Annotated in this window: 19 protein-coding genes, 2 tRNA genes and 2 pseudogenes; 14 read left to right on the top strand and 9 right to left on the bottom strand. The window is 68.6% G+C overall.

Features of this window, described 5'->3' with window-relative positions:
* Window positions 1-13: 13 nt before the first annotated feature.
* From J7656_RS04170 to J7656_RS04160, 3 genes are all read right to left on the bottom strand, one after another.
* A complete protein-coding gene (locus J7656_RS04170) occupies window positions 14-1,180 on the bottom strand; it encodes an inorganic phosphate transporter (RefSeq protein WP_211554195.1) in 1,167 nt (388 codons plus the stop codon).
* A 624-nt stretch (window positions 1,181-1,804) separates the two neighbouring features.
* A tRNA-Gly gene (locus J7656_RS04165) sits at window positions 1,805-1,875 on the bottom strand.
* A gap of 91 nt (window positions 1,876-1,966) precedes the next feature.
* On the bottom strand, window positions 1,967-2,674 hold the full coding sequence (locus J7656_RS04160; protein ID WP_211554194.1) for an enoyl-CoA hydratase/isomerase family protein: 708 nt from the start codon (window positions 2,672-2,674) through the stop codon (window positions 1,967-1,969).
* A 59-nt stretch (window positions 2,675-2,733) separates the two neighbouring features.
* On the opposite strand from J7656_RS04160, the gene J7656_RS04155 reads away from it, so the two are divergent.
* The 12 genes and pseudogenes from J7656_RS04155 (at window position 2,734) to J7656_RS04105 (ending at window position 12,081) form a co-directional block, all read left to right on the top strand.
* Window positions 2,734-3,399, top strand: coding sequence for a DUF7114 family protein (locus J7656_RS04155; RefSeq protein ID WP_017344036.1), 666 nt, complete (start codon window positions 2,734-2,736; stop codon window positions 3,397-3,399).
* 90 nt (window positions 3,400-3,489) lie between these two features.
* Window positions 3,490-3,561, top strand: a tRNA-Thr gene (locus tag J7656_RS04150).
* A gap of 357 nt (window positions 3,562-3,918) precedes the next feature.
* The gene (locus J7656_RS04145) at window positions 3,919-4,197 is read left to right on the top strand and encodes a ribbon-helix-helix domain-containing protein (protein ID WP_017344035.1); all 279 of its coding nucleotides are present in this window, start codon (window positions 3,919-3,921) and stop codon (window positions 4,195-4,197) included.
* Window positions 4,190-4,473, top strand: a pseudogene (locus J7656_RS15155) (type II toxin-antitoxin system RelE family toxin). The gene J7656_RS04145 and the pseudogene J7656_RS15155 overlap by 8 nt, the downstream one beginning before the upstream one ends.
* Before the next feature lie 52 nt (window positions 4,474-4,525).
* Complete coding sequence (locus J7656_RS04140) at window positions 4,526-5,116, top strand: DUF7342 family protein (protein ID WP_211554193.1); 591 nt, start codon at window positions 4,526-4,528, stop codon at window positions 5,114-5,116.
* 3 nt (window positions 5,117-5,119) lie between these two features.
* Window positions 5,120-5,596: a toxin-antitoxin system TumE family protein gene (locus tag J7656_RS04135; protein ID WP_017344033.1), complete on the top strand. Its 477-nt coding sequence runs from the start codon at window positions 5,120-5,122 to the stop codon at window positions 5,594-5,596.
* Window positions 5,597-5,671: 75 nt separating this feature from the next.
* Window positions 5,672-6,673 carry a hypothetical protein gene (locus J7656_RS04130; protein ID WP_017344032.1) on the top strand — a complete coding sequence of 334 codons (1,002 nt, stop codon included), beginning with the start codon at window positions 5,672-5,674 and terminating at the stop codon, window positions 6,671-6,673.
* A gap of 90 nt (window positions 6,674-6,763) precedes the next feature.
* The gene (lipA, locus tag J7656_RS04125) at window positions 6,764-7,702 is read left to right on the top strand and encodes a lipoyl synthase (RefSeq protein ID WP_017344031.1); all 939 of its coding nucleotides are present in this window, start codon (window positions 6,764-6,766) and stop codon (window positions 7,700-7,702) included.
* A gap of 144 nt (window positions 7,703-7,846) precedes the next feature.
* Window positions 7,847-8,968 carry a branched-chain amino acid ABC transporter permease gene (locus tag J7656_RS04120; protein WP_017344030.1) on the top strand — a complete coding sequence of 374 codons (1,122 nt, stop codon included), beginning with the start codon at window positions 7,847-7,849 and terminating at the stop codon, window positions 8,966-8,968.
* Window positions 8,965-10,290: a branched-chain amino acid ABC transporter permease gene (locus tag J7656_RS04115; protein WP_017344029.1), complete on the top strand. Its 1,326-nt coding sequence runs from the start codon at window positions 8,965-8,967 to the stop codon at window positions 10,288-10,290. Before J7656_RS04120 ends, J7656_RS04115 begins: the two co-directional genes overlap by 4 nt.
* Window positions 10,283-11,194, top strand: a complete 912-nt coding sequence (locus J7656_RS04110) for an ABC transporter ATP-binding protein (RefSeq protein ID WP_211554191.1) — start codon at window positions 10,283-10,285, stop codon at window positions 11,192-11,194. The genes J7656_RS04115 and J7656_RS04110 overlap by 8 nt, the downstream gene beginning before the upstream one ends.
* Window positions 11,191-12,081 carry an ABC transporter ATP-binding protein gene (locus J7656_RS04105; protein WP_249191493.1) on the top strand — a complete coding sequence of 297 codons (891 nt, stop codon included), beginning with the start codon at window positions 11,191-11,193 and terminating at the stop codon, window positions 12,079-12,081. The genes J7656_RS04110 and J7656_RS04105 overlap by 4 nt, the downstream gene beginning before the upstream one ends.
* 32 nt (window positions 12,082-12,113) lie before the next feature.
* On the opposite strand, the gene J7656_RS04100 is transcribed toward J7656_RS04105, so the two are convergent.
* From J7656_RS04100 to J7656_RS04080, 5 genes are all read right to left on the bottom strand, one after another.
* Entirely contained in the window at window positions 12,114-13,190 is a 1,077-nt protein-coding gene (locus tag J7656_RS04100) for a CNNM domain-containing protein (RefSeq protein WP_017344026.1), read from the bottom strand.
* 59 nt (window positions 13,191-13,249) lie between these two features.
* Window positions 13,250-14,572: a histidine--tRNA ligase gene (hisS, locus tag J7656_RS04095; RefSeq protein WP_211554190.1), complete on the bottom strand. Its 1,323-nt coding sequence runs from the start codon at window positions 14,570-14,572 to the stop codon at window positions 13,250-13,252.
* 113 nt (window positions 14,573-14,685) lie between these two features.
* Window positions 14,686-15,141, bottom strand: a complete 456-nt coding sequence (locus J7656_RS04090) for a DUF892 family protein (RefSeq protein ID WP_017344024.1) — start codon at window positions 15,139-15,141, stop codon at window positions 14,686-14,688.
* A gap of 109 nt (window positions 15,142-15,250) precedes the next feature.
* On the bottom strand, window positions 15,251-15,844 hold the full coding sequence (locus tag J7656_RS04085) for an alpha hydrolase (protein WP_017344023.1): 594 nt from the start codon (window positions 15,842-15,844) through the stop codon (window positions 15,251-15,253).
* A complete protein-coding gene (locus tag J7656_RS04080) occupies window positions 15,845-16,198 on the bottom strand; it encodes a DNA-binding protein (protein WP_017344022.1) in 354 nt (117 codons plus the stop codon).
* Between the two features lie 142 nt (window positions 16,199-16,340).
* Between J7656_RS04080 and J7656_RS04075 the strand changes: the two are divergent.
* Window positions 16,341-17,485: pseudogene (locus J7656_RS04075) on the top strand (60S ribosomal export protein NMD3).
* A 101-nt stretch (window positions 17,486-17,586) separates the two neighbouring features.
* Here J7656_RS04075 and J7656_RS04070 read toward each other — a convergent pair.
* Complete coding sequence (locus J7656_RS04070; protein ID WP_017344020.1) at window positions 17,587-17,778, bottom strand: DUF7317 family protein; 192 nt, start codon at window positions 17,776-17,778, stop codon at window positions 17,587-17,589.
* Window positions 17,779-17,861: 83 nt separating this feature from the next.
* Here J7656_RS04070 and J7656_RS04065 point away from each other — a divergent pair, with 83 nt between their 5' ends.
* Window positions 17,862-18,032 carry a hypothetical protein gene (locus J7656_RS04065; RefSeq protein ID WP_155118214.1) on the top strand — a complete coding sequence of 57 codons (171 nt, stop codon included), beginning with the start codon at window positions 17,862-17,864 and terminating at the stop codon, window positions 18,030-18,032.
* The last annotated feature ends 13 nt before the right edge of the window (window positions 18,033-18,045 follow it).

The following is an 18,045-nucleotide window of genomic DNA, read 5'->3' as shown; positions in this document are numbered from 1 at the left end:
CCCCGAAGACCGCCTACCAGACGAACGCGAAGAGCGCGGTGAACGTCACCAGCGCGCCCACGGTCGAGAGGATCGGCACGATGTTCTGCATCAACACGACGCGCGCGCTCGTGCCCGGGTTGAACAGGTCTGAGGCCGAGGGGATGTCGCTCGCGTCCCCCTCGCCGATCTCCGGCATCTCGTCGGCCGTCAGCGCGCCGACGGAGACCGTCGGCTCCTTCTCGCCTTTGATCCCCTGTCGCACCGTCACCGTGCGCGTTGCGCGCCCCCAGCCCAGCCCGACGATCGACATCGTCGCGATGATCACGAACGAGGCGGGGATGCCGACCGCCGAGAGGCTGATGACGATCCCCGAGGAGACGACCGCGACGACGATGGCGGCCGTCAGCGGGAGGTCGGTGATGTCGTTGCCGAGCGTGTCGAGCGTCCGCCGAGCGATGGTGAACGCGCCGACCGCGACCGCGGCGCTCCCGAGGAGGATCATCGGCGTCATCTCCACGCCGTCGAGCGCGACGAGCGGCGCGATGGCGTTCGCGATGTTCGACGTCCCGGAGGAGAACGCCATCAGGCAGCCGATGGAGATGACGACGATTCCGCCCGTCAGCTCGCGCCGCGTCGTGTTCGGGCCGAGGACCGGCCGCGGGATCAGTCCGGAGCGGTCGAACTCGAACAGCGCCCCGTCGGTGCTCTCGATCGCCACCCAGCGGTCGATCGCCGAGTAGAAGTAGCGCCCGACGACGCCCGACACCCAGAACCCGATGATCGGCGCGACGAGCCACCAGATCGCGATCTCGCCCATCACCGCCCAGTCGAGGGTGTTCGTCGCGATTCCCAGCCCGGCGATGGAGCCGACCGCCGTCATCGATGTCGACGCCGGGACTCCGGCGTAGTTGCCGACGAACAGCGCGCCGCCGATGAAGAAGAGGACGATGATGCTCGTCTCCAGCGTGAACACGTTCGCGCCGGTGACGAGGTCCTCGCCCAGCGTCGTCACCACGCGCTGGCCCAGCGTCCCCGCACCGACGAAGAAGAACACCGACATCAGCGCCGCCGCGCCCGCCTTCGATATCACGTCCGCGCCGACGGCCGGTCCGAACGCCGGCCCCGTCGTCGCCCCGCCGATGTTGTATCCGACGAACGCTGCCACCGCGATGCCGACGAAAAGAAGAAGCTCAACCATATACCCGAACAGAGAACACACGCGCTGTTAAACGGACCGGGTCTGTCGCTGTCAGCTCCGCACACACGGCGCTCGCGGAGCGGTCACGAGCGAGACGGATGCGAACGCGGACGGTATTTAAATGACGATGCGAGCAGTTCTGAGTTGTTTATAAATGAACGGGGCGGTGGCGCGTGCCTCCAAGTGGCCGCCGAAGGCGGCCGCGAGGAGCACGCGCGAGGGAGTCGCTGGCGGCCGGAGCGCAGCGAAGGCCGCCAGCGACGAGGCTGGGGAGGCGTGAGGCGCGGTTGCGGTGCGGGGCGGGACTCAAAGGGGCAGTCGCGAGGCGGGCGCAGACGACGCAAGCACCGCAACGAGGGAGCGGTAGCGACCGAGTGCGGAGCGCAGCGAGTGTGCGTCCGCCTCGCGGCTGGGGCTTTGGAGGTGTGCTCCGCCGACCTGCCGCCGATTTATAAATAACTGATAGCGTTCAAATCCCTCTCGGCGATTCCTCTCACTACGTTCGAGAAATGCACCGGCCGAGACTCCCGCGAGCAGCGAGGGACCGAGGGTCCCTCTGGCAGCCGGCGCGTAGCGCCGGCGACGCAGCGAGCGGGAGTCAGGCCGGGGCACGACTGAAAGGAGTGCACCGGCCGAGATTTGAACTCGGGTTGCAACCATGGCAAGGTTGCGTGATACCACTACACTACCGGTGCGTGCTTCGCATCTCGCAGTTGGTCGGAGACTCACTTAAACCTGTCACATCGGGACTGCGGTGCGTCGTTGTCCTCGTCGCCGCTTCGTCGCTCACTCTCCCCGCAGTCGCGCGATCTCGTCCGCGTGCGCGTCGTGAAGATCGGCGAACGTGGCGGCCTCCGCATCTTCCTGCGTCCCGCTCTCACGCCGGTCACGCATCCGGCGCTTGATCGCCGCGAGCGCGTCGGACTCGCCAGCCGCGATCTCGTCGGCCACCGAGCGCGGGTCGTCGACGACGCGCGAGACGAGCCCGGTCCGCAGCGCGGCGTCCGCGTCGAGGACCCGCCCCGAGAGCGCGAAGTCGAGCGCGTCACCCTCGCTCATGACGCGCGGGAGCCTGACGGTCCCGCCCCAGGCGCCGAACAGCCCCAAGGAGACGCCGGGCTCGGCCAGCGTCGCCCGCGGGGTCGCAACTCGAACGTCGGCCGCCAGCGCCAACTCCACTCCACCACCACGGGCAGCGCCGTCGATCCCGCAGACGACGACCGACGGCGACTCCTCGATGGCGGCGGCGACGCGTTGCCCTCGCCGCGCGAACGATTCCGGATCGTCGAGCGCGGCGACCGCGTCGAGGTCGGCGCCGGCACAGAAGGCGTCGCCCGCGCCGCGCAGGAGCGTCACCGGCGGGCCTTCCTCGGCTTCCGGCTCCGCGAACGCCTCGCGCAGGGCGGTCAGGTCCGCGGGCCGAAGCGCGTTGCGCGCCTCCGGGCGGTCGAGCGTGACGACGCGCACGTCGCCGTCGGTTCGGGTCCGGATCACGGTACCGGATCCCGTTCGTTTCCAAAGGTCTTTGCCCTTCGCTCGTCTACCGAACGGCAATGGACGATGCCGCGCGAGCGCGTGACGCCGCGCGCGATGCGCTCGCGGACGTCGAACCCGAACAGCTCCGCGAGGCCCTTGACGGTCGGCTCCTCGACGCGGCGGTGACCCCCGGCGTGCTGGCGCTGGTCACCGCTCGCGCGCTGGAGCCCGACGTCGACCTCGGCGACGTGGCCGACCGCGCCGCGGGCGTGCAGCTCATCTACGAAGGGTTGCGACTCACCCGCACGGTGGCCCGCGAGGAGCCGTGGGTGACGGCGGCGACCGCCGCGGCCGACATCGACGCCGACATGGATATCCTCGCCGCCGACGTGCTCGTCTCCCGCGGCTTCTCGCTTTTAGCCTGTACCGACGCCGCCCGCCCCGCGGTCGACGTGGTGCGTTCGTTCGGCCGCGACCAGACGCTGCGCGACCGCGAGGGCACGGATGCCGAGACGGCGGCCGGACTCGACCGCAACCTGGAGGTGGACGCCCTCGAGCTCGCCGTCGTCGCCGGCACCACCGCCGTCGGCGGCGACCCGCCCGAGGAGCTGCTCGAATACGCCCGCGACCTCGCCGCCGACTGCGACGGCGAGTTCCCGCCCGCGGGCCGGGCGCTGCCGGACGCGACCGCCGACCGCATCGCCGACATCTCGGAGCGGGCCGTCAGCGCGACGGACCGCTGACCGGCGGACGACGAGGCGGAGTCGATCCCCCGACGCCGCGCCCACGAATCGAAACCCCTAAAGTCGAATCCGGTCAACGACTGGTTGCGTGCCTGGGTAGCTTAGCGGTAAAGCGCGTCCTTGGTAAGGACGAGACCGGGGGTTCAAATCCCCCCTCAGGCTCTTTCCTCCGTACACTCCTTGTACGCACACTTTTATCGATACACTCGTCTGAACGAAACCCGTTCGAGATTCGCGTCTCTCGCTAAACAGGGCATCCCTCGCCGTAATGCGATTCGGTGAAGTGTCAGGACACACAAACTGATTCACAGACAGCGGCGGATTAGACCCAAAATTGACCGGGGGTGCGTCCCCTCAATCGACACCCCGGATTTCACTAATCCACACTCACGGGATGGACGATGAACCGTAGTCAGGAATGTGATAGAACTGCTCCTCGATGCGGCTATCCACGTCGGTTACGCGGTGAGTGAGCCTCCGCCGAAACGACTATCGGTAAGACCAGCGTATTACGTTTATATGTCCGAAGCAACCACAAACGACGACGGCGGCGACGACATCGCCACGGTCAACTTCAAACTCACCGAGTCGTTCCTCGAACAGATAGACGATACGTGGCAGGGACGCGGGTTCAACAGCCGGAGCGAGTTCATCCGGTACACGCTTCGGGACGCCGTCGAGTTCCCGACGTTCGACCGCGACGAACTCGTCGCCCTGCTCGAAGCCGAAGAAGACATCCGCGAGGGACGAACGACGAGCGCCGAGGAAGCCCGCGAGCGGTTCGACACGGATGAATGACAACGGGAGGGCGTGGGAACTCTCCGCGACGGCCGAAGACGACCTCGACGGACTCCCTCCTGCCGATCAAAAACAAATTCTCGATAAGCTCGACGAGATCGTCGACTCACCGTGGCGCGACCCGCCCGACTACGGTGAACCGCTCCGGAACAGTCCGTACAAGAAAATCCGATCGGGGAGTTCCGGCTCTCCGTGAGCTTCCGGCAGGACGACGAGCGGCTCGTCGTTGCACGTATCAAGCGTCGGGGCGGCGCGTACACCGCTAACGACGATTAAGTAACATGATCCTCTCCGAACTACTATATTCCTTCATATCCAGTGTGATCGCATGGACGACGGAAGCCCACCGGGGGAGTTCGAAGACGTCAATGAGGCGGTCGGCGCCGAGTGGGAGGCCGAAACGACGCCGTACGAACGCGTCCGGCGCGTCATCGAGCACGCGTACGACCCCGTCTCGGCCGAGACGGTCGCGGAGGAGGCGCGGACCGCGCCGAAAACCGCCCGCAAACACCTGAACGCGCTCGCGACGGAGGGGTTCGTCGAGACGGAGAACGGCGACCACGGCGGGACGCTGTACCGCCGCTCGCCGGAGTCGCTGGTCGTCGAGCAGGCCGCGGAGATCCTCGAACGCGTCTCCACCGACGACCTCGTCGCTCGGATCCGAGAGATGCGGACGCGGCTCGGCGAGTTCCAGTCGGAGTACGGCGTCGAATCGCCCGAGGAACTGACCGTCGACCAGACGAACCACGCGCTCGCGGCGTCCGAGTCCGAGTCAGATGACCCCGATCCGGAGACGATTCGCGAGTGGAAGACGCTCCGGCGGAACCTCGCGTTCGCGAACGCGGCCCTCGCAGTCGGCAACGCGGAGCGGTTCGTCGACGACGACCGTCGCTCCGGCGACGACGGCGTTCCCGTGTGATCGATGCCGGAGCCACAACATGAGGCCCACGCCCTCCGCGGGGCGACCGACCGCCCGGCGCTGCTCGCGATCCGCGACACCGTCGAGGAGATGGAGCCGCTCGCCACGGCCCGCCTCGACGACTATATCAATCCGTCCGCGCTCGAAGTCGAACTCGCGGACGGACTCCGCGACGCCGACGAGGCCCGCCTCGACGTCACGTGGACGACGCGAGGCGATTACAAGTACCACTACACGGATCCCACGGGCGTGAACCTCCGGTGGGGAAACCATCCCCACGACGGCGACTACGTTCACGCCACCGGGCCGGAGCACTACCATCCGCCTCCGGACGCGAGTTCGGACCCCGACGAGGTCGAGGCGTCCTGTATCACGCAGTCTCCCGAGGAGCTGGTCACCCGCGCCGTCTGTAAACTGTGGCGGGTCGCCTATCACGCGGACTCGTACGCGCCGCTCAACGCCGTGAGCAACCCGCCCTGAACCGGCGCCGGTAAGCGATCGAATCTCCCCGCGGTAGGCGCTTTTTTATTTCCCACTCTCCGACTGACACGACACATGGGCAAACACGAGCGCGGCTGGGTCGAGGCCACGGAGAAGCTGACGGCGCAGCTCGCGAACGGCACGGCACCCGACCCCGACCTCGAAGAACAGGGGGAACCCGACCTCGCGAAGGCCCTCGCGGAGCGCATCCGGGCCGACTTCCCGGACCGGACCGCGGTGCGACACGCCGGCAACTCCTACGACTCGCTGGGCGACCTGATCGTCGACGCCGCCGACGGCGAGACGTTCCTCGAAGCGAAGTTCGTCGCGAGCGGGGGCACGCGGGCGAACCTCGGACAGGACACCCTGACGCAGTTCGGACTCTTCGAAGACGCCACCGCGTGGAGCGACTTCCGCGAGGAGATCGGGTTCCCCGAGGACCGCGAGGCCCTCCTCCGGCGGTTCGACGACTACCCGGACGACGTCCGCGACTGGTCGTACAAGTCGGCGGTGTACGACCGCGCGAAACACCTCAAAAACGTCCTCGACGTGTCGCGGGGCCAGAAAACGGGGTCGCGGGCGGATGAGGTCCTCGCGGACCCAGATTCGACGGAGAGGCAGCGCGAGGCGGCGCGGATCGTCAACGCGATTCTCGAACTCGACCGCGAGGAGAAGTTCGCGTACTTCGATCACCTCCGCGAGGCCGAGCAGAACCCGCGCAACGTCGAGACGTTCGCGCACCTGATCATCTGTGGCTACCACACCGCCGACGCGCTGGAGGAACACTTCGACGACGACCTCGACGAGATCAAGCGGCTCCTCGAAACCGACTCCTACCGCCTCTACGAGGTGAACAAGAACAGCGGGGCGGTGACGGTCGAGAACCCCTCGGAGCTGCTCGCCGGCTTCGAGTGGGCGGACACGCGCGTCGAGATCCCGGAGGACGGGACCTCCGTGAGCGTGGTGACGGGACCGCCCGAGAATCGGCGGCGCGTGCTGAACATCGCGTACAACTGGAAGAACAAGTTCCAGGGGATCCAGACGCCGTCGATGAACGTCTTCGTCCCCGAGGCCTGAGTCGAGGGGACCGCCGCGCCGCTCCGGCTCGAACCGGCGGCGACCCCCGCCGACCCGCACGCTTTTGCGCTCGGACGCTAAGGGTCGACTATGCAACGCGGCCGCCGGAAGCCGGACTGGCTGAAGTCGCGCCCGCCGTCCGGGAGTCGCTTCACCGAGATCAAGTCCACCCTCCGCGACCGCGACCTTCACACGGTCTGCGAGGAGGCGAACTGCCCGAACATGGGCGAGTGCTGGTCGGGAGAGGACGGCCCCGGCACGGCGACGTTCATGCTGATGGGCGACCGCTGCTCGCGCGGCTGTAACTTCTGTGACGTCGAGACGGGCGGCATGGAGCCGCTCGACCCTGACGAGCCGGCGAACGTCGCGGACGCGGTCGCGGAGATCGGCTTGGACTACGTCGTTCTCACGTCCGTCGACCGCGACGACCTCGCGGACGGAGGATCGGCGCACTTCGCCGAGACGATCCGCGAGATCAAGCGCCGCGACCCGGAGATCCTCGTCGAGACGCTCATCCCGGACTTCCAGGGGGACCCCGAGGCGATCGACCGCATCATCGAGGCGGAGCCGGACGTGATCGCCCACAACGTCGAGACCGTCGAGCGGCTCCAGTGGCCGGTCCGCGACCGCCGCGCGAACTACGAGCAGTCGCTCGCGGTCCTCGACCGGGTCGACCGCGAGTCGGACATCCACACGAAGACGAGCCTCATGCTCGGCGTCGGCGAGTACGACCACGAGGTGTACCGGACGCTCGGCGACCTCCGCGAGGTCGGCGTCGACGTCGTCACCTTCGGCCAGTACCTCCAGCCGTCGCGCTCGCACCTCGACGTGTTCGAGTACGTCCACCCGGACGTCTTCGAGACGTGGCGGCGGGTCGCCGAGGAGGAGTTCGACTTCCTCTACTGCGCGTCGGGCGCCATGGTTCGGTCGTCGTACAAGGCCGGCGAGCTGTTCGTCGAGGCGCTGGTGCGCGAGGGCAGGTCGCCCGAGGACGCGCGGCGCCACGCGCGGGCCGCGGGCGGGGACTGACAGGGATATAAAACACCGAGGCGCGGCTCCGAGAACTCCGCCGAGGCCGCCACAGCTGTCAGGCGCTTTCGAGGTATCGACTTTTGTCCGAACAGCGAGTTATTTACCGCTCGGTGACCCACCCTGTGGCAGTGAGACGTACACATGGGAACAACTGACTCGTCGATCGTCGACTCGGCGCGGGCCCGACCGGGGCTTCTCTTCGTCGCCCTCCTCGGCGGCCTGCTTCTCGTCGACCTCGCGGCGAAGCTCGCGGGAGTCGGCCTCGGCCCGATCGGGGGGTCGATCTCGGTCGACCGGCTCGGCTCGAACCTCTGGAACGGCGTCGTCATCGGGCTCGTGATCGGGCTCGCGGGCATCGGGCTCTCGATGACGTACAGCATCCTCTCGTTCGCGAACTTCGCGCACGGCGACCTCGTCAGCGTCGGAGCGTTCTCCGGCTGGGGCGTGGCGTTCCTGATCGCGGGCTTCGGCGACGTGCCGGTCCGCGCGCTCCTGACCGTCCGCGATGCGGGGAACGCCTCGCCGGGCGACATCGGCGCGCACATCCTCACGACGCCCGCCGCCATCCTCGTCGGGCTGCTCGCGGCGTTCGCCGTCACCGCGCTGCTCGCGGTGGCGCTCGACCGCGCGTTCTACAAGCCGATGCGTGACCGCGACGGGATCTCGCTGCTGATCGCCTCCATCGGCGCGGCGCTCATCGTCCGCTACCTGCTCCAGTTCGTTTACGGCTCCGACCGCCGAGGGATCACCGCCAGCGTCGACGCGTCGAACCTCGCGTTCGACCCGCTCGGGCTCTCGGTGAACGCCCACGAGCTCACCATCCTCGTGGCCGCGGTCGGGCTGATGCTCGCGATGCACGGGATGCTCCAGCACACGAAGCTCGGCACGGCGATGCGGGCGATGGCCGACAACAAGGATCTCGCGCTCATCACGGGGATCCCGGCCGAGCGCGTCGTCACCGCCACGTGGATCATCGGCGGCGGGCTCGCGGGCGCGTCCGGCTACCTCTACGTGCTGCTCCGCGGGACGATCCAGTTCGACTTCGGCTGGCTCCTCCTCCTGTTGATCTTCGCGGCCGTGATCTTAGGCGGGATCGGCTCCGTCTACGGCGCCATCGCCGGCGGCCTCGTCATCGGCGTGGTGTTCACCACGTCGACGATCTGGATCCCCTCCGACTTCAACCAGGCCGCGGCGTTCGGCGTGATGATCCTCATGCTGCTGTTGCGCCCCGAGGGGCTCTTCGGCGGGGTGACGACCACATGAGCGACGCGAATTCGACTGAAGGGGACGCCGAGGCGCCCGAGAGCGCGACGGCGGCGGTGGTCGAGGCCGCCCGAGAGAGTGACCTCGGCCTCGTCGTCGGGACGCTGCTCGCCATCTACGCGGCCGCGACGCTGCTGACGTTCACCGACGGGCTCAACAGCGTCGTCGGGCTCATGGAGACGCTGACGTTCCTCGGGCTCGTCTACGCGCTCACCGCGCTCGCTTTAAACCTCCAGTGGGGGTACACCGGCCTCTTCAACATCGGCGTCGCCGGCTTCATGGCCGTCGGCGTGTACACGATGGGGATGGTCGTCCGGTCGCCCGACCCCGCGTTCGGCCCGCCCGGACTCGGGCTGCCGCTCCCGGTCGGGATCGTCGCCGGCATGGGGATGGCGGCGCTGCTCGGCGCGGTCGCGGCCCTGCCGGCACTCCGGCTCAAGGCCGACTACCTCGCCATCGTGACGCTCGGCCTCTCGGAGATCGTCCGCCTGTCGCTCCAGTCGAGCGCCTTCGACAACTTCCTGCGCGACACGATCGGCGCCGGCACCGGCGGCGGCCGCGGGATGGGGATGCCGGACAACCCCGTCCGCGAACTGTTCCTCGTCGACGGACAGGCGGGGACGCCGACCGCGTTCGGCGAGCTCGTCTTCGGCGTCTTCGGGAACGACGGGCTCGGCATCTCGCACCCGATCCTCATCGGCTGGGGGTACATCGCCGTCCTCGCGGCGTTTTTGGTCGCGTTCTACCTCGTACTCGAACGCCTCGGCCGCTCGCCGTTCGGTCGGACGATGAAGGCGATCCGGGAGGACGAGCTCGTCGCCAACTCGCTCGGCAAGGACGTGAACCTCGTGAAGATCAAGGTGTTCGTCATCGGCTGCGCGCTGATGGGGCTCGCGGGGATCCTCTGGTTCGGCAGCCAGGGCAACGTCTCGCCGACCCCGCAGTTCCGCCCCCTCCTGACCTTCTACGTGTTCATCGCGGTGATCATCGGCGGGTCGGGGTCGAACACCGGCTCCGTCCTCGGCGGCATCGTCTTCGCCGCGGTCCTGTTCGAGGGGCCGCGGCGCGTCGGCGGGACGGTGCGGGGGCTCATTGACGCGGAGACGCCGCCGTCGTTCGCCGACGCCCTCGTCTCGCTCGACCCGGTGACGTTCCTCGCGTACGCGACCGACAACATCGCGCCGCTCCAGTTCGTCTTCCTTGGCCTCGTCTTGGTGTTCATCATCCACCGGCGGCCGGAGGGAATCTTAGGCGACCGGATCGAGACGGCCGCGGCCGTCGACCTCTCGGAGCGGCCGGCCGGAGGTGAGAGCGATGAGTAGCGACGCGCCCGACCCGGCCGACATCGCCGACGCGGACGATGTCGCCGACACGGTCGACGCGACGGACGCGACGGTCGACGAACCCGAGGCGAACGACAGCGCGGTCGAGGAGGCGGCGAAACACGTCCCCTCCGGGGGGCCCCCGCTCCGCGTGGAGGGATTAGTCAAGCGGTTCGGCGGCGTCACCGCCGTCGACGGCGCCTCGTTCGAAGTCGAGTCCGGCTCGCTGACAGGGCTCATCGGGCCGAACGGCGCCGGGAAGTCGACCACGTTCAACTGCATCACCGGCGTCCACGAGCCGACCGCCGGCAAGGTGTACTTCGAAGGCGAGGATATCACCGGACTCAGGCCGCACCAGATCGCTCGGAAGGGGCTGGTCCGGACGTTCCAGATCGCCCGGGAGCTCTCCGAGATGACCGTCTTAGAGAACCTCATGCTCGCGCCGCAGGGCCAGCTCGGCGAATCTGCGGTCCGGGCGGTGACGCCCGGGCTCCGCGGCGCCGTCGTCGCGGAGGAGACCGAGCTCCGCGAGCGGGCCTGGGAGACGCTGGAGTTCTTCGAGATCGACCACCTCGCACACGAGCACGCGGGGAACCTCTCCGGCGGCCAGCGGAAGCTGCTGGAGATGGCCCGCGCGCTGATGACCGACCCCGAGATGGTGCTGCTCGACGAGCCGCTCGCCGGGGTCAACCCGACCCTCCAAGAGAAGCTCTTAGACCGGATCCACGACCTGCGCGCTGACGGCTACACCTTCCTGCTCGTCGAACACGACATGGACGTCATCATGGACAACTGCGAACGCGTCATCGTCATGCATCAGGGCAGCGTGCTCGCCGAAGGGACCGGCGACGAGATACGGAACGACGAGCGGGTCATCGAGGCCTACCTGGGGGAGGACCTATGAGCGCCGACGACGGACCTGACGCGGCCGGCGACGCCGCCTCGCCGACGAACGGAGGCGACGCCCCGGCGACGGACGGGGACGACGCCCCGGCGACGGACGGACACTCCGCCGACGCGGTCGACGTCGACTCGGATGCGGTGGAGGCCGACGCGGACGCCGGTGCCGAACACGCGATCGACGGCGACGCGATCCTCCGGATCCGCGACCTCGACGCAGGCTACGGCGACCTCCAGATCCTCTCGGACGTGGTCTTAGATGTCGCCGACGAGGAGTACGTCACCATCGTCGGCCCCAACGGGGCCGGGAAGTCGACGGTGATGAAGACCGTCTTCGGACTCACGACCCACATGGGCGGCACCGTCGAGTTCGAGGGGAAATCGATACAGGGGCTCGCGCCCGAGCAGATCATCCGCGAGGGGATCGGGTTCGTCCCGCAGAACGACAACGTGTTCCCCGGGCTCAGCGTCCGCGAGAACCTCGAAATGGGCGCGTACATCCTCGACGAGGTGCCCGAAGACCAGATCGAGACGATCTACGACCGGTTCCCGATCCTCCGCGAGCGCAGCGACCAGAAGGCGGGGACCCTCTCCGGCGGCCAGCGGCAGATGGTCGCGATGGGGCGGGCGCTCATGCTCGATCCCGACCTCCTCCTGCTCGACGAGCCCTCGGCCGGGCTCGCCCCGGACCTCGTCTCCGACATGTTCGACCGGATCGACCGGATCAACGAGGGCGGGACGGCGGTGTTGATGGTTGAGCAGAACGCGAAGGAGGCGCTCCGTCGCTGCGACCGCGGCTACGTGCTGGTGAACGGCGAGAACCGCTACACCGACCGCGGCGACGTGCTGCTCGCCGACGAGGACGTGCGGCGCGACTTCCTCGGCGGGTAGGCGGCCGCAGAGCCGCCGGCGTCACTGCCCGTTTATAAGTTGCCAGCGTCCAGCGGGTCCTCTAACTGGCCCATCACCGCCTCCATCGCGTCGGTCGCGGTGATCAGGCCGACGACCCCGCCGTCCTCGATGACTAAGGCGAGCTCCTGCGACTCCGCCTGAAACTGGTCGAAGGCGTCGCTGACGCTCGCGTCCGCCGACACCGTCATCGGCGGGGCCGCGACGTCCGCGAACGTGAGGTCGCCGTCCCGGAGCTCGTCGAAGCGGCTCACGATCGACGGGGCGTACACGATCCCCTCGAACTCGTTCAGGTCGTCGCCGACGAGCGGGAAGCGGCTGTGCGGGGTGTCGCGGATCCGGTCGAGGTTCTCCTCGGCGGAGGCGGTCGTCGACAGCGAGATCACCTCGTCGGCCGGCGTCAGCACCTCCCGTACGGCGAGCTCGTCGACGTCGAGCGCGTTGAGGACCTCCTCGCGGCGCTCCTCGGGGAGCTCGACCTCCTCCATCATCGATCCGAGTCGGTTGCGGAGCTCCGCGCGCGTCTCCAACACCTCCTCTTCGGCCTCGGTCCACGAGCCGGTCATCTCGACGCCGAACAGCCCCAGCGTCGCCTTCGCGACCCAGTCGCCGAACTTGATCAGCGGCGAGATGAGCCACGCGAACCAGTACAGCGGTCGGGAGCCGTAGTTGGCGACCTGCTTCGAGCGCTCGACGCCGAGGTACGTCGGCGTCTGCTCGCCGTGGGTCAGGTGGACCATGTTGATGAGGAAGAATCCCAACAGGGAGCCGGCGCCGGCGGACGCGAGCGCCGTGTTCTCGAACAGCGGGGCGAAAAGCGCCGCGAGCCCCGGCTCCGCGACGATACCGAGCGCGATGGACGTTCCGGAGATCCACACCTGACAGGTCGTCAGGTAGAACTCCAAGTCGTCGGTCATCTCCCACGCCCGCCGCAGTCCGGGGGTGTCCATCTCCGACTCGGGGTACTGACGCAGGCGCGTCAGGCCGAACTCGATCGCCACGAAGTACGCGTTGATCAGGATGAGGGCGACGCCGGCGGCCACGCGGAGGCCGATCTCGACTGGGGGCATCGCCGTCGCGAGCGGGATCATCGTCCCCACCGTCCCGACGCGCAGTTGAAAAGCGTTGAGAAAGCGACCGCGTTCGCCCGTTACTCGTAGTCCTCGTACGTCGGCAGCCCCTCCTCCGGCGGGAACTCTTCGACCGGGACCGTCGTCTCGTCGCCGCTCGCCATGTCCTTCACCGTGTACTCGCCGTTCTCCAGGTCGCGCTCGCCGACGACCACGACCGTCTCGGCGTTGATCGAGTCGGCGTAGCCGAGCTGCGCGCCGAACGAGCGGCCGGAGACGTCCTGTTCGACGACCACGTCGTCGCCGAGCGCGCGGAGGTCGCTCGCGAGCGCGGCGGCCTCGCTCCGCGTGTCGCCCACCGAGAGGACGTAGTAGTCGGTCGACAGCTCCTCGTCGGGCCAGACGCCGGCGCGCTGACAGAGGAGCTTCAGCGTGGCGTGACCGGGCGCGACCCCGACCGCGGGGGTCGGCTGGCCGCCGAAGCTCTCGATGAGGTCGTCGTAGCGCCCGCCGCCGAAGACGGAGCGTGAGACCTCGCCGGTGGAGTCGAAGCACTCGAAGACGACGCCCGTGTAGTAGTCGAGCCCGCGGGCGGTCGTCAGCGACACCTCGCAGAACTCGCCCGCGCCGAAGTCGTCTGCCGCGGCGAGCACGTTCCGGAGGTTCTCGACGGCGTCCTCGACCGACTCGTCGCCGGCCTCCGCGACCGCGTCGAGGTCGTCGACGGTCTCGACGTCCGCGATGAGGTCGTCGAAGTCGCGCGCCGTGTCGCGGGCGAGCCCGGCGTCGGAGAGGAGGCCGACGTACTCGGCGTCGTCGACCTTCGCGCGCTTGTCGACCGCGCGGATGGCGGCCGCGGTGTCGACCGCGTCGGGATCAGCCGCGAGCGAGCGAACGAGGCCGCCGAGGATGTCGCGGTGGGAGACCCGGAACTCGAAGTCGTCGCCGGTGAGCCCCAAGTCCGTGAGGGCGTCGGCGGCGACTGCCAGCACCTCGGCGTCGGCCTCGGGCGCCGAGGAGCCGAACACGTCGATGTTCGTCTGGTAGAACTCGCGGAAGCGGCCCTGCTGGACCTGCTCGTAGCGCCAGAACGGGCGGGTGGACATCCACTTGATCGGCTTCGACAGCTCCTGACCCTTCGCGACGACCATCCGGGCGACGGTGGGCGTGAGCTCCGGCGTCATCGAGACGCCGCGGCCGCCCTTGTCGTCGAAGGCGTACAGCTCCTCGACGATCTCCTCGCCGGACTTGTCGACGTACATCTCCGTCCGCTCCAAGGCGGGAGTGGCGATCTCGCGGAAGCCGTGCCTGGCCGCCGCGTCCTCGATCGCGTCGGTCACCTCGCGGCGAGCGGACTGCTCGCCGGGGTAGAAATCTCGGAATCCCTTGAGGCCGTCGTACATGAGCGTCGGTTCGGCGAGCGCCCGCTTGAAAGCATCCTTTCGGGGGCGGGCTCGCCGGCGTCGATGCGTGGGTCGCGCGACTCACGGTCGGGGAGCGCGGCCCCGCGACCGGTCTACTCGCGCTGGTACTCCTTCTGGAACCCGCGGAACTCGGTCCGGTGGGCCTCCTCGTCGGAGAGCAGCGTCACGGCCAGGTCCTCGGTGACCGGGTCGTCGGCTTCCTCGGCGGCGTCGATCAGGTCTCGGTACGTCGCGATCGCGTCCTCCTCGGCGTCGAGGACGCCGTTGATGACGGCCAACACGTCCGTCGAATCCTCGGGCGGCTGGAGCGACTCCTGGCCGGCCGTGAACTCGGCGGACCCGGGCGGACGCGCGTCGAGCTGTTTGAGCCGCTGTCCGAGCTGTTCGGCGTGGCCGAGCTCCTCTTGGACGTCCTGTTTGAGGCTCTCTTTGATCTCCTCGGCACGGACGCCGTCGAGGACGATCGCGTTCGTCTGGTAGTTCATCACGGTCTCGATCTCGTCGGCGTACGCCGTCCGGAGCAGGTCGACGACTCGGTCGGATGACATACCTGACGCTACGACCCCGGGGTCGAAAGGAGTTCCGGCGGTTCCGGGTCGACGGGAGGGCGTCGACTGCGGACGGTGCCGCCCGCGACGGACGAGGGGTCGGCCGGGGTCAGTCGTTCCGGCCGTGGACGTACGTCTGGTCGTGGTCGGGGAACACGTCGCCGACGGTCTCTTCGCCGTACTCGCCGGCGATGAGCGTCCGGAGCTCGTCCTCGTAGTCCGCCTTCGGGACCTCCTCGCTCGGCCCCTGTTGGACATCGAAGGTGGCGTCGACGAGCTGGTCGACGGCGTGGCGGCCGAACCCGGAGAGCGGGGAGATGTAGTCGATCCCGTTGCGGTCTTCGAGGCTCTGCGCCTGCGCCCGCGACACCGTGGGGACGCGGTCGTCGCGACGAGTGCCGTCCGCGATGGCGTCGACGTCGAGGGCGGCGATGGTCTCTAAGGCGTGCTCGTGGACGCGCTGGATCCCGTTCCGGGGGTAGCCGTCGGCGACCATCGTCTCGGCTGCGTCCTCGGCCACCTCGCGGTCGAGGTCGACGCGCTCGAACGGGAACCCGAGCTCGTCGGCCGCCCGCTCGGCGTGCTCCCAGTCGTCCGTGAGCCCGAAGCTGCCGGTGACGCAGCGGACGTCGTAAAACCGGTCGAGCAGGTGGGCGGCGAGCGAGGAGTCTTTCCCCCCGCTGTACAGCAGCGCGAGCTCCATCTACCGGTGTCGGATGTCGAAGCTCTTCTGCTCGGGCTGAAGCTCTTTGAGCAGGTCTCGCATCTGCTCTTCGTCGATCTGTCCTTGGATTCGTCCGCTCTGCGCCAGCGCGGCGACCTGCTTTTTCACCTTCTCGCCGAACTGGGGCTTCGACATCTCGACCGCGTTGAGCCGCTGGCGCGCGCCGTCGGTCAGGTGCTGTTTCAACACCGCCTCCTGCTGGGCCTCGGCGCGCTCTTGGGCCTCCTGTTGGGCCTCGGCGGCGTCGCCCTCGCCGCCCTGTCGCTCGCGGAGCTCCTCCATCTTCTGTTCGCGCAGTTCCTCGAGCCGTTCGTCGTCGGGGTTGCCGCTCATACGCGTCCGTTCTCGGTCCGTGCGAAAAACCATTTCGGAGGTCGCGACCCGCGCGGCCCGGGCGGAACCGGGGGGGCGCCCGTCGACGACCGACGGGGGCGGTCCGCGCGGTTTAAACGGATCCTCGGCGTAGCCGCGGGCAATGAGCGAGTCGCGGGAGTTCTGTCCGCGCTGCGGCGACCCGGTCCCCGAGCGGCGCGACCCCCTGCCGGGCGAGCCGCGCGGGCGAGACGCGCTGCTCTGCGACGACTGCTACTTCGAGGACTTCGACCTCGTCGACGCGCCCGACCGGATCGAGGTGCTGGTCTGTTCCGGCTGCGGCGCCGTCAGGCGCGGCGAGTCGTGGCGCGACGTCGGCGCGCGCGACTACACCGACGTCGCCGTCGACGAGGTCGCCGAGGCGCTCGGGGTCCACGTCGACGCCGAGGACGTCGAGTGGGGCGTCGAGCCCGAGCAGGTCGACGAGAACAACGTGCGGATGCACTGCCGCTTCTCGGGCGTGGTGCGCGGCACCCTCCGGTCCGCCGAGGTGACGGTCCCGGTCAAGATCTCGCGCGGGACCTGCGACCGCTGCGGGCGCATCGCCGGCGGCTACTACGCGGGATCGTCCAGGTCCGCGCCGACGAGCGCGACCTCACCCCCGCAGAGCGCGCCGAGGCGCTCGACATCGCCGAGACGTACGTGGCCGACCAGGAGGCCGACGGCGACCGCGAGGCGTTCATCACCGAGGTGAACGAGACCGACGACGGGCCGAATATCAAGCTCTCCTCGAACCGCCTCGCGCAGAACGTCGCGACGCGGATCACGGAGTCGCTCGGCGGGAGCTTCGAGTCGTACCCGACGCTCGTCACCGAGGACGGCGACGGCAACGAGGTGTACCGCGTCACGTTCGCGGTCCGGCTGCCGAAGTACGCGGAGGGCGAGATCGTCGACCCCGAGGACGGCGACGGGCCGGTCCTCGTCACCGGCGTCTCCGACCGCCTCCGGGGCGTGCGCCTCGCCAGCGGCGCGGAGTACGCCTCCGCGTTCGCGGACGGGGAGGCCCCGGACGCGACCCGCCTCGGCACCCGATCGGACGCGACGGAGACGACGGTCGTGACCGTCGAGGACGAGAACGCGATCCAGGTGCTCGACCCCGTCACCTACGAGGCGAAGACCGTCCCGAACCCGGCGTTCGTCGACGACGACGCCGACACGGTCCTCGCGTTCGAACACGGCGGCGACGTTCTCCTCGTTCCGGAGGAAGGAGCGGAACCGACCGCGGAGTCGGCGCCGAGTCGGGACTGACGCTTCTCGCGGGTCGTTTCGGCGGAAGAACTGATCGTTCGTGGAAGGAAGCCGAAGAGTCGGGTCGGCGCGTCGACGTCGTCAGCGGGAGCGGGAGACGCTCAATCGGCGCGGGCGGGCTGTTCGCGGCCGAGCGCTGCGGCGCGCTCGGACTCGGTTACCTCGATGCCGCGGCGTTCGAGCTGCTCGATGAATTCGGCCTCGCTGAGCCCTGCCTGTGCGGCCGCCTGCGACAGCGTCAGGGTTCGCGCACCGTACAGCGTCAGCGCACTCGACAGCCCGTTCGTGGCCATACATCCAGTAGTCGCGTGAGGGATTATGAAGGTTACTACTTCATGGAGGGCCCTGATACACCTTATACGATATATATTGACGCATGATCGGCGCGGGGGTGATAATACGACTCGCGCGCCGCCACCCCTCGCCCGCAGGAGTTATACGGTTCTACGGTCGACACGGCGACATGGACAGACAACAGGTTATGGCGCTGTTCTTCGCGTTTCTCATGGTGAGCTCCATGGTCGCGTACGGCGTCTCGCTGCTGTGACGGCCGCCTCGCG

The sequence above is a fragment of the Halorubrum ruber genome (assembly GCF_018228765.1).
In the GTDB taxonomy this organism is placed as follows: Archaea; Halobacteriota; Halobacteria; order Halobacteriales; family Haloferacaceae; genus Halorubrum; species Halorubrum ruber.
Note: the sequence above shows the minus strand (reverse complement) of the source record. Positions and strands in the feature narration are given on the sequence as shown.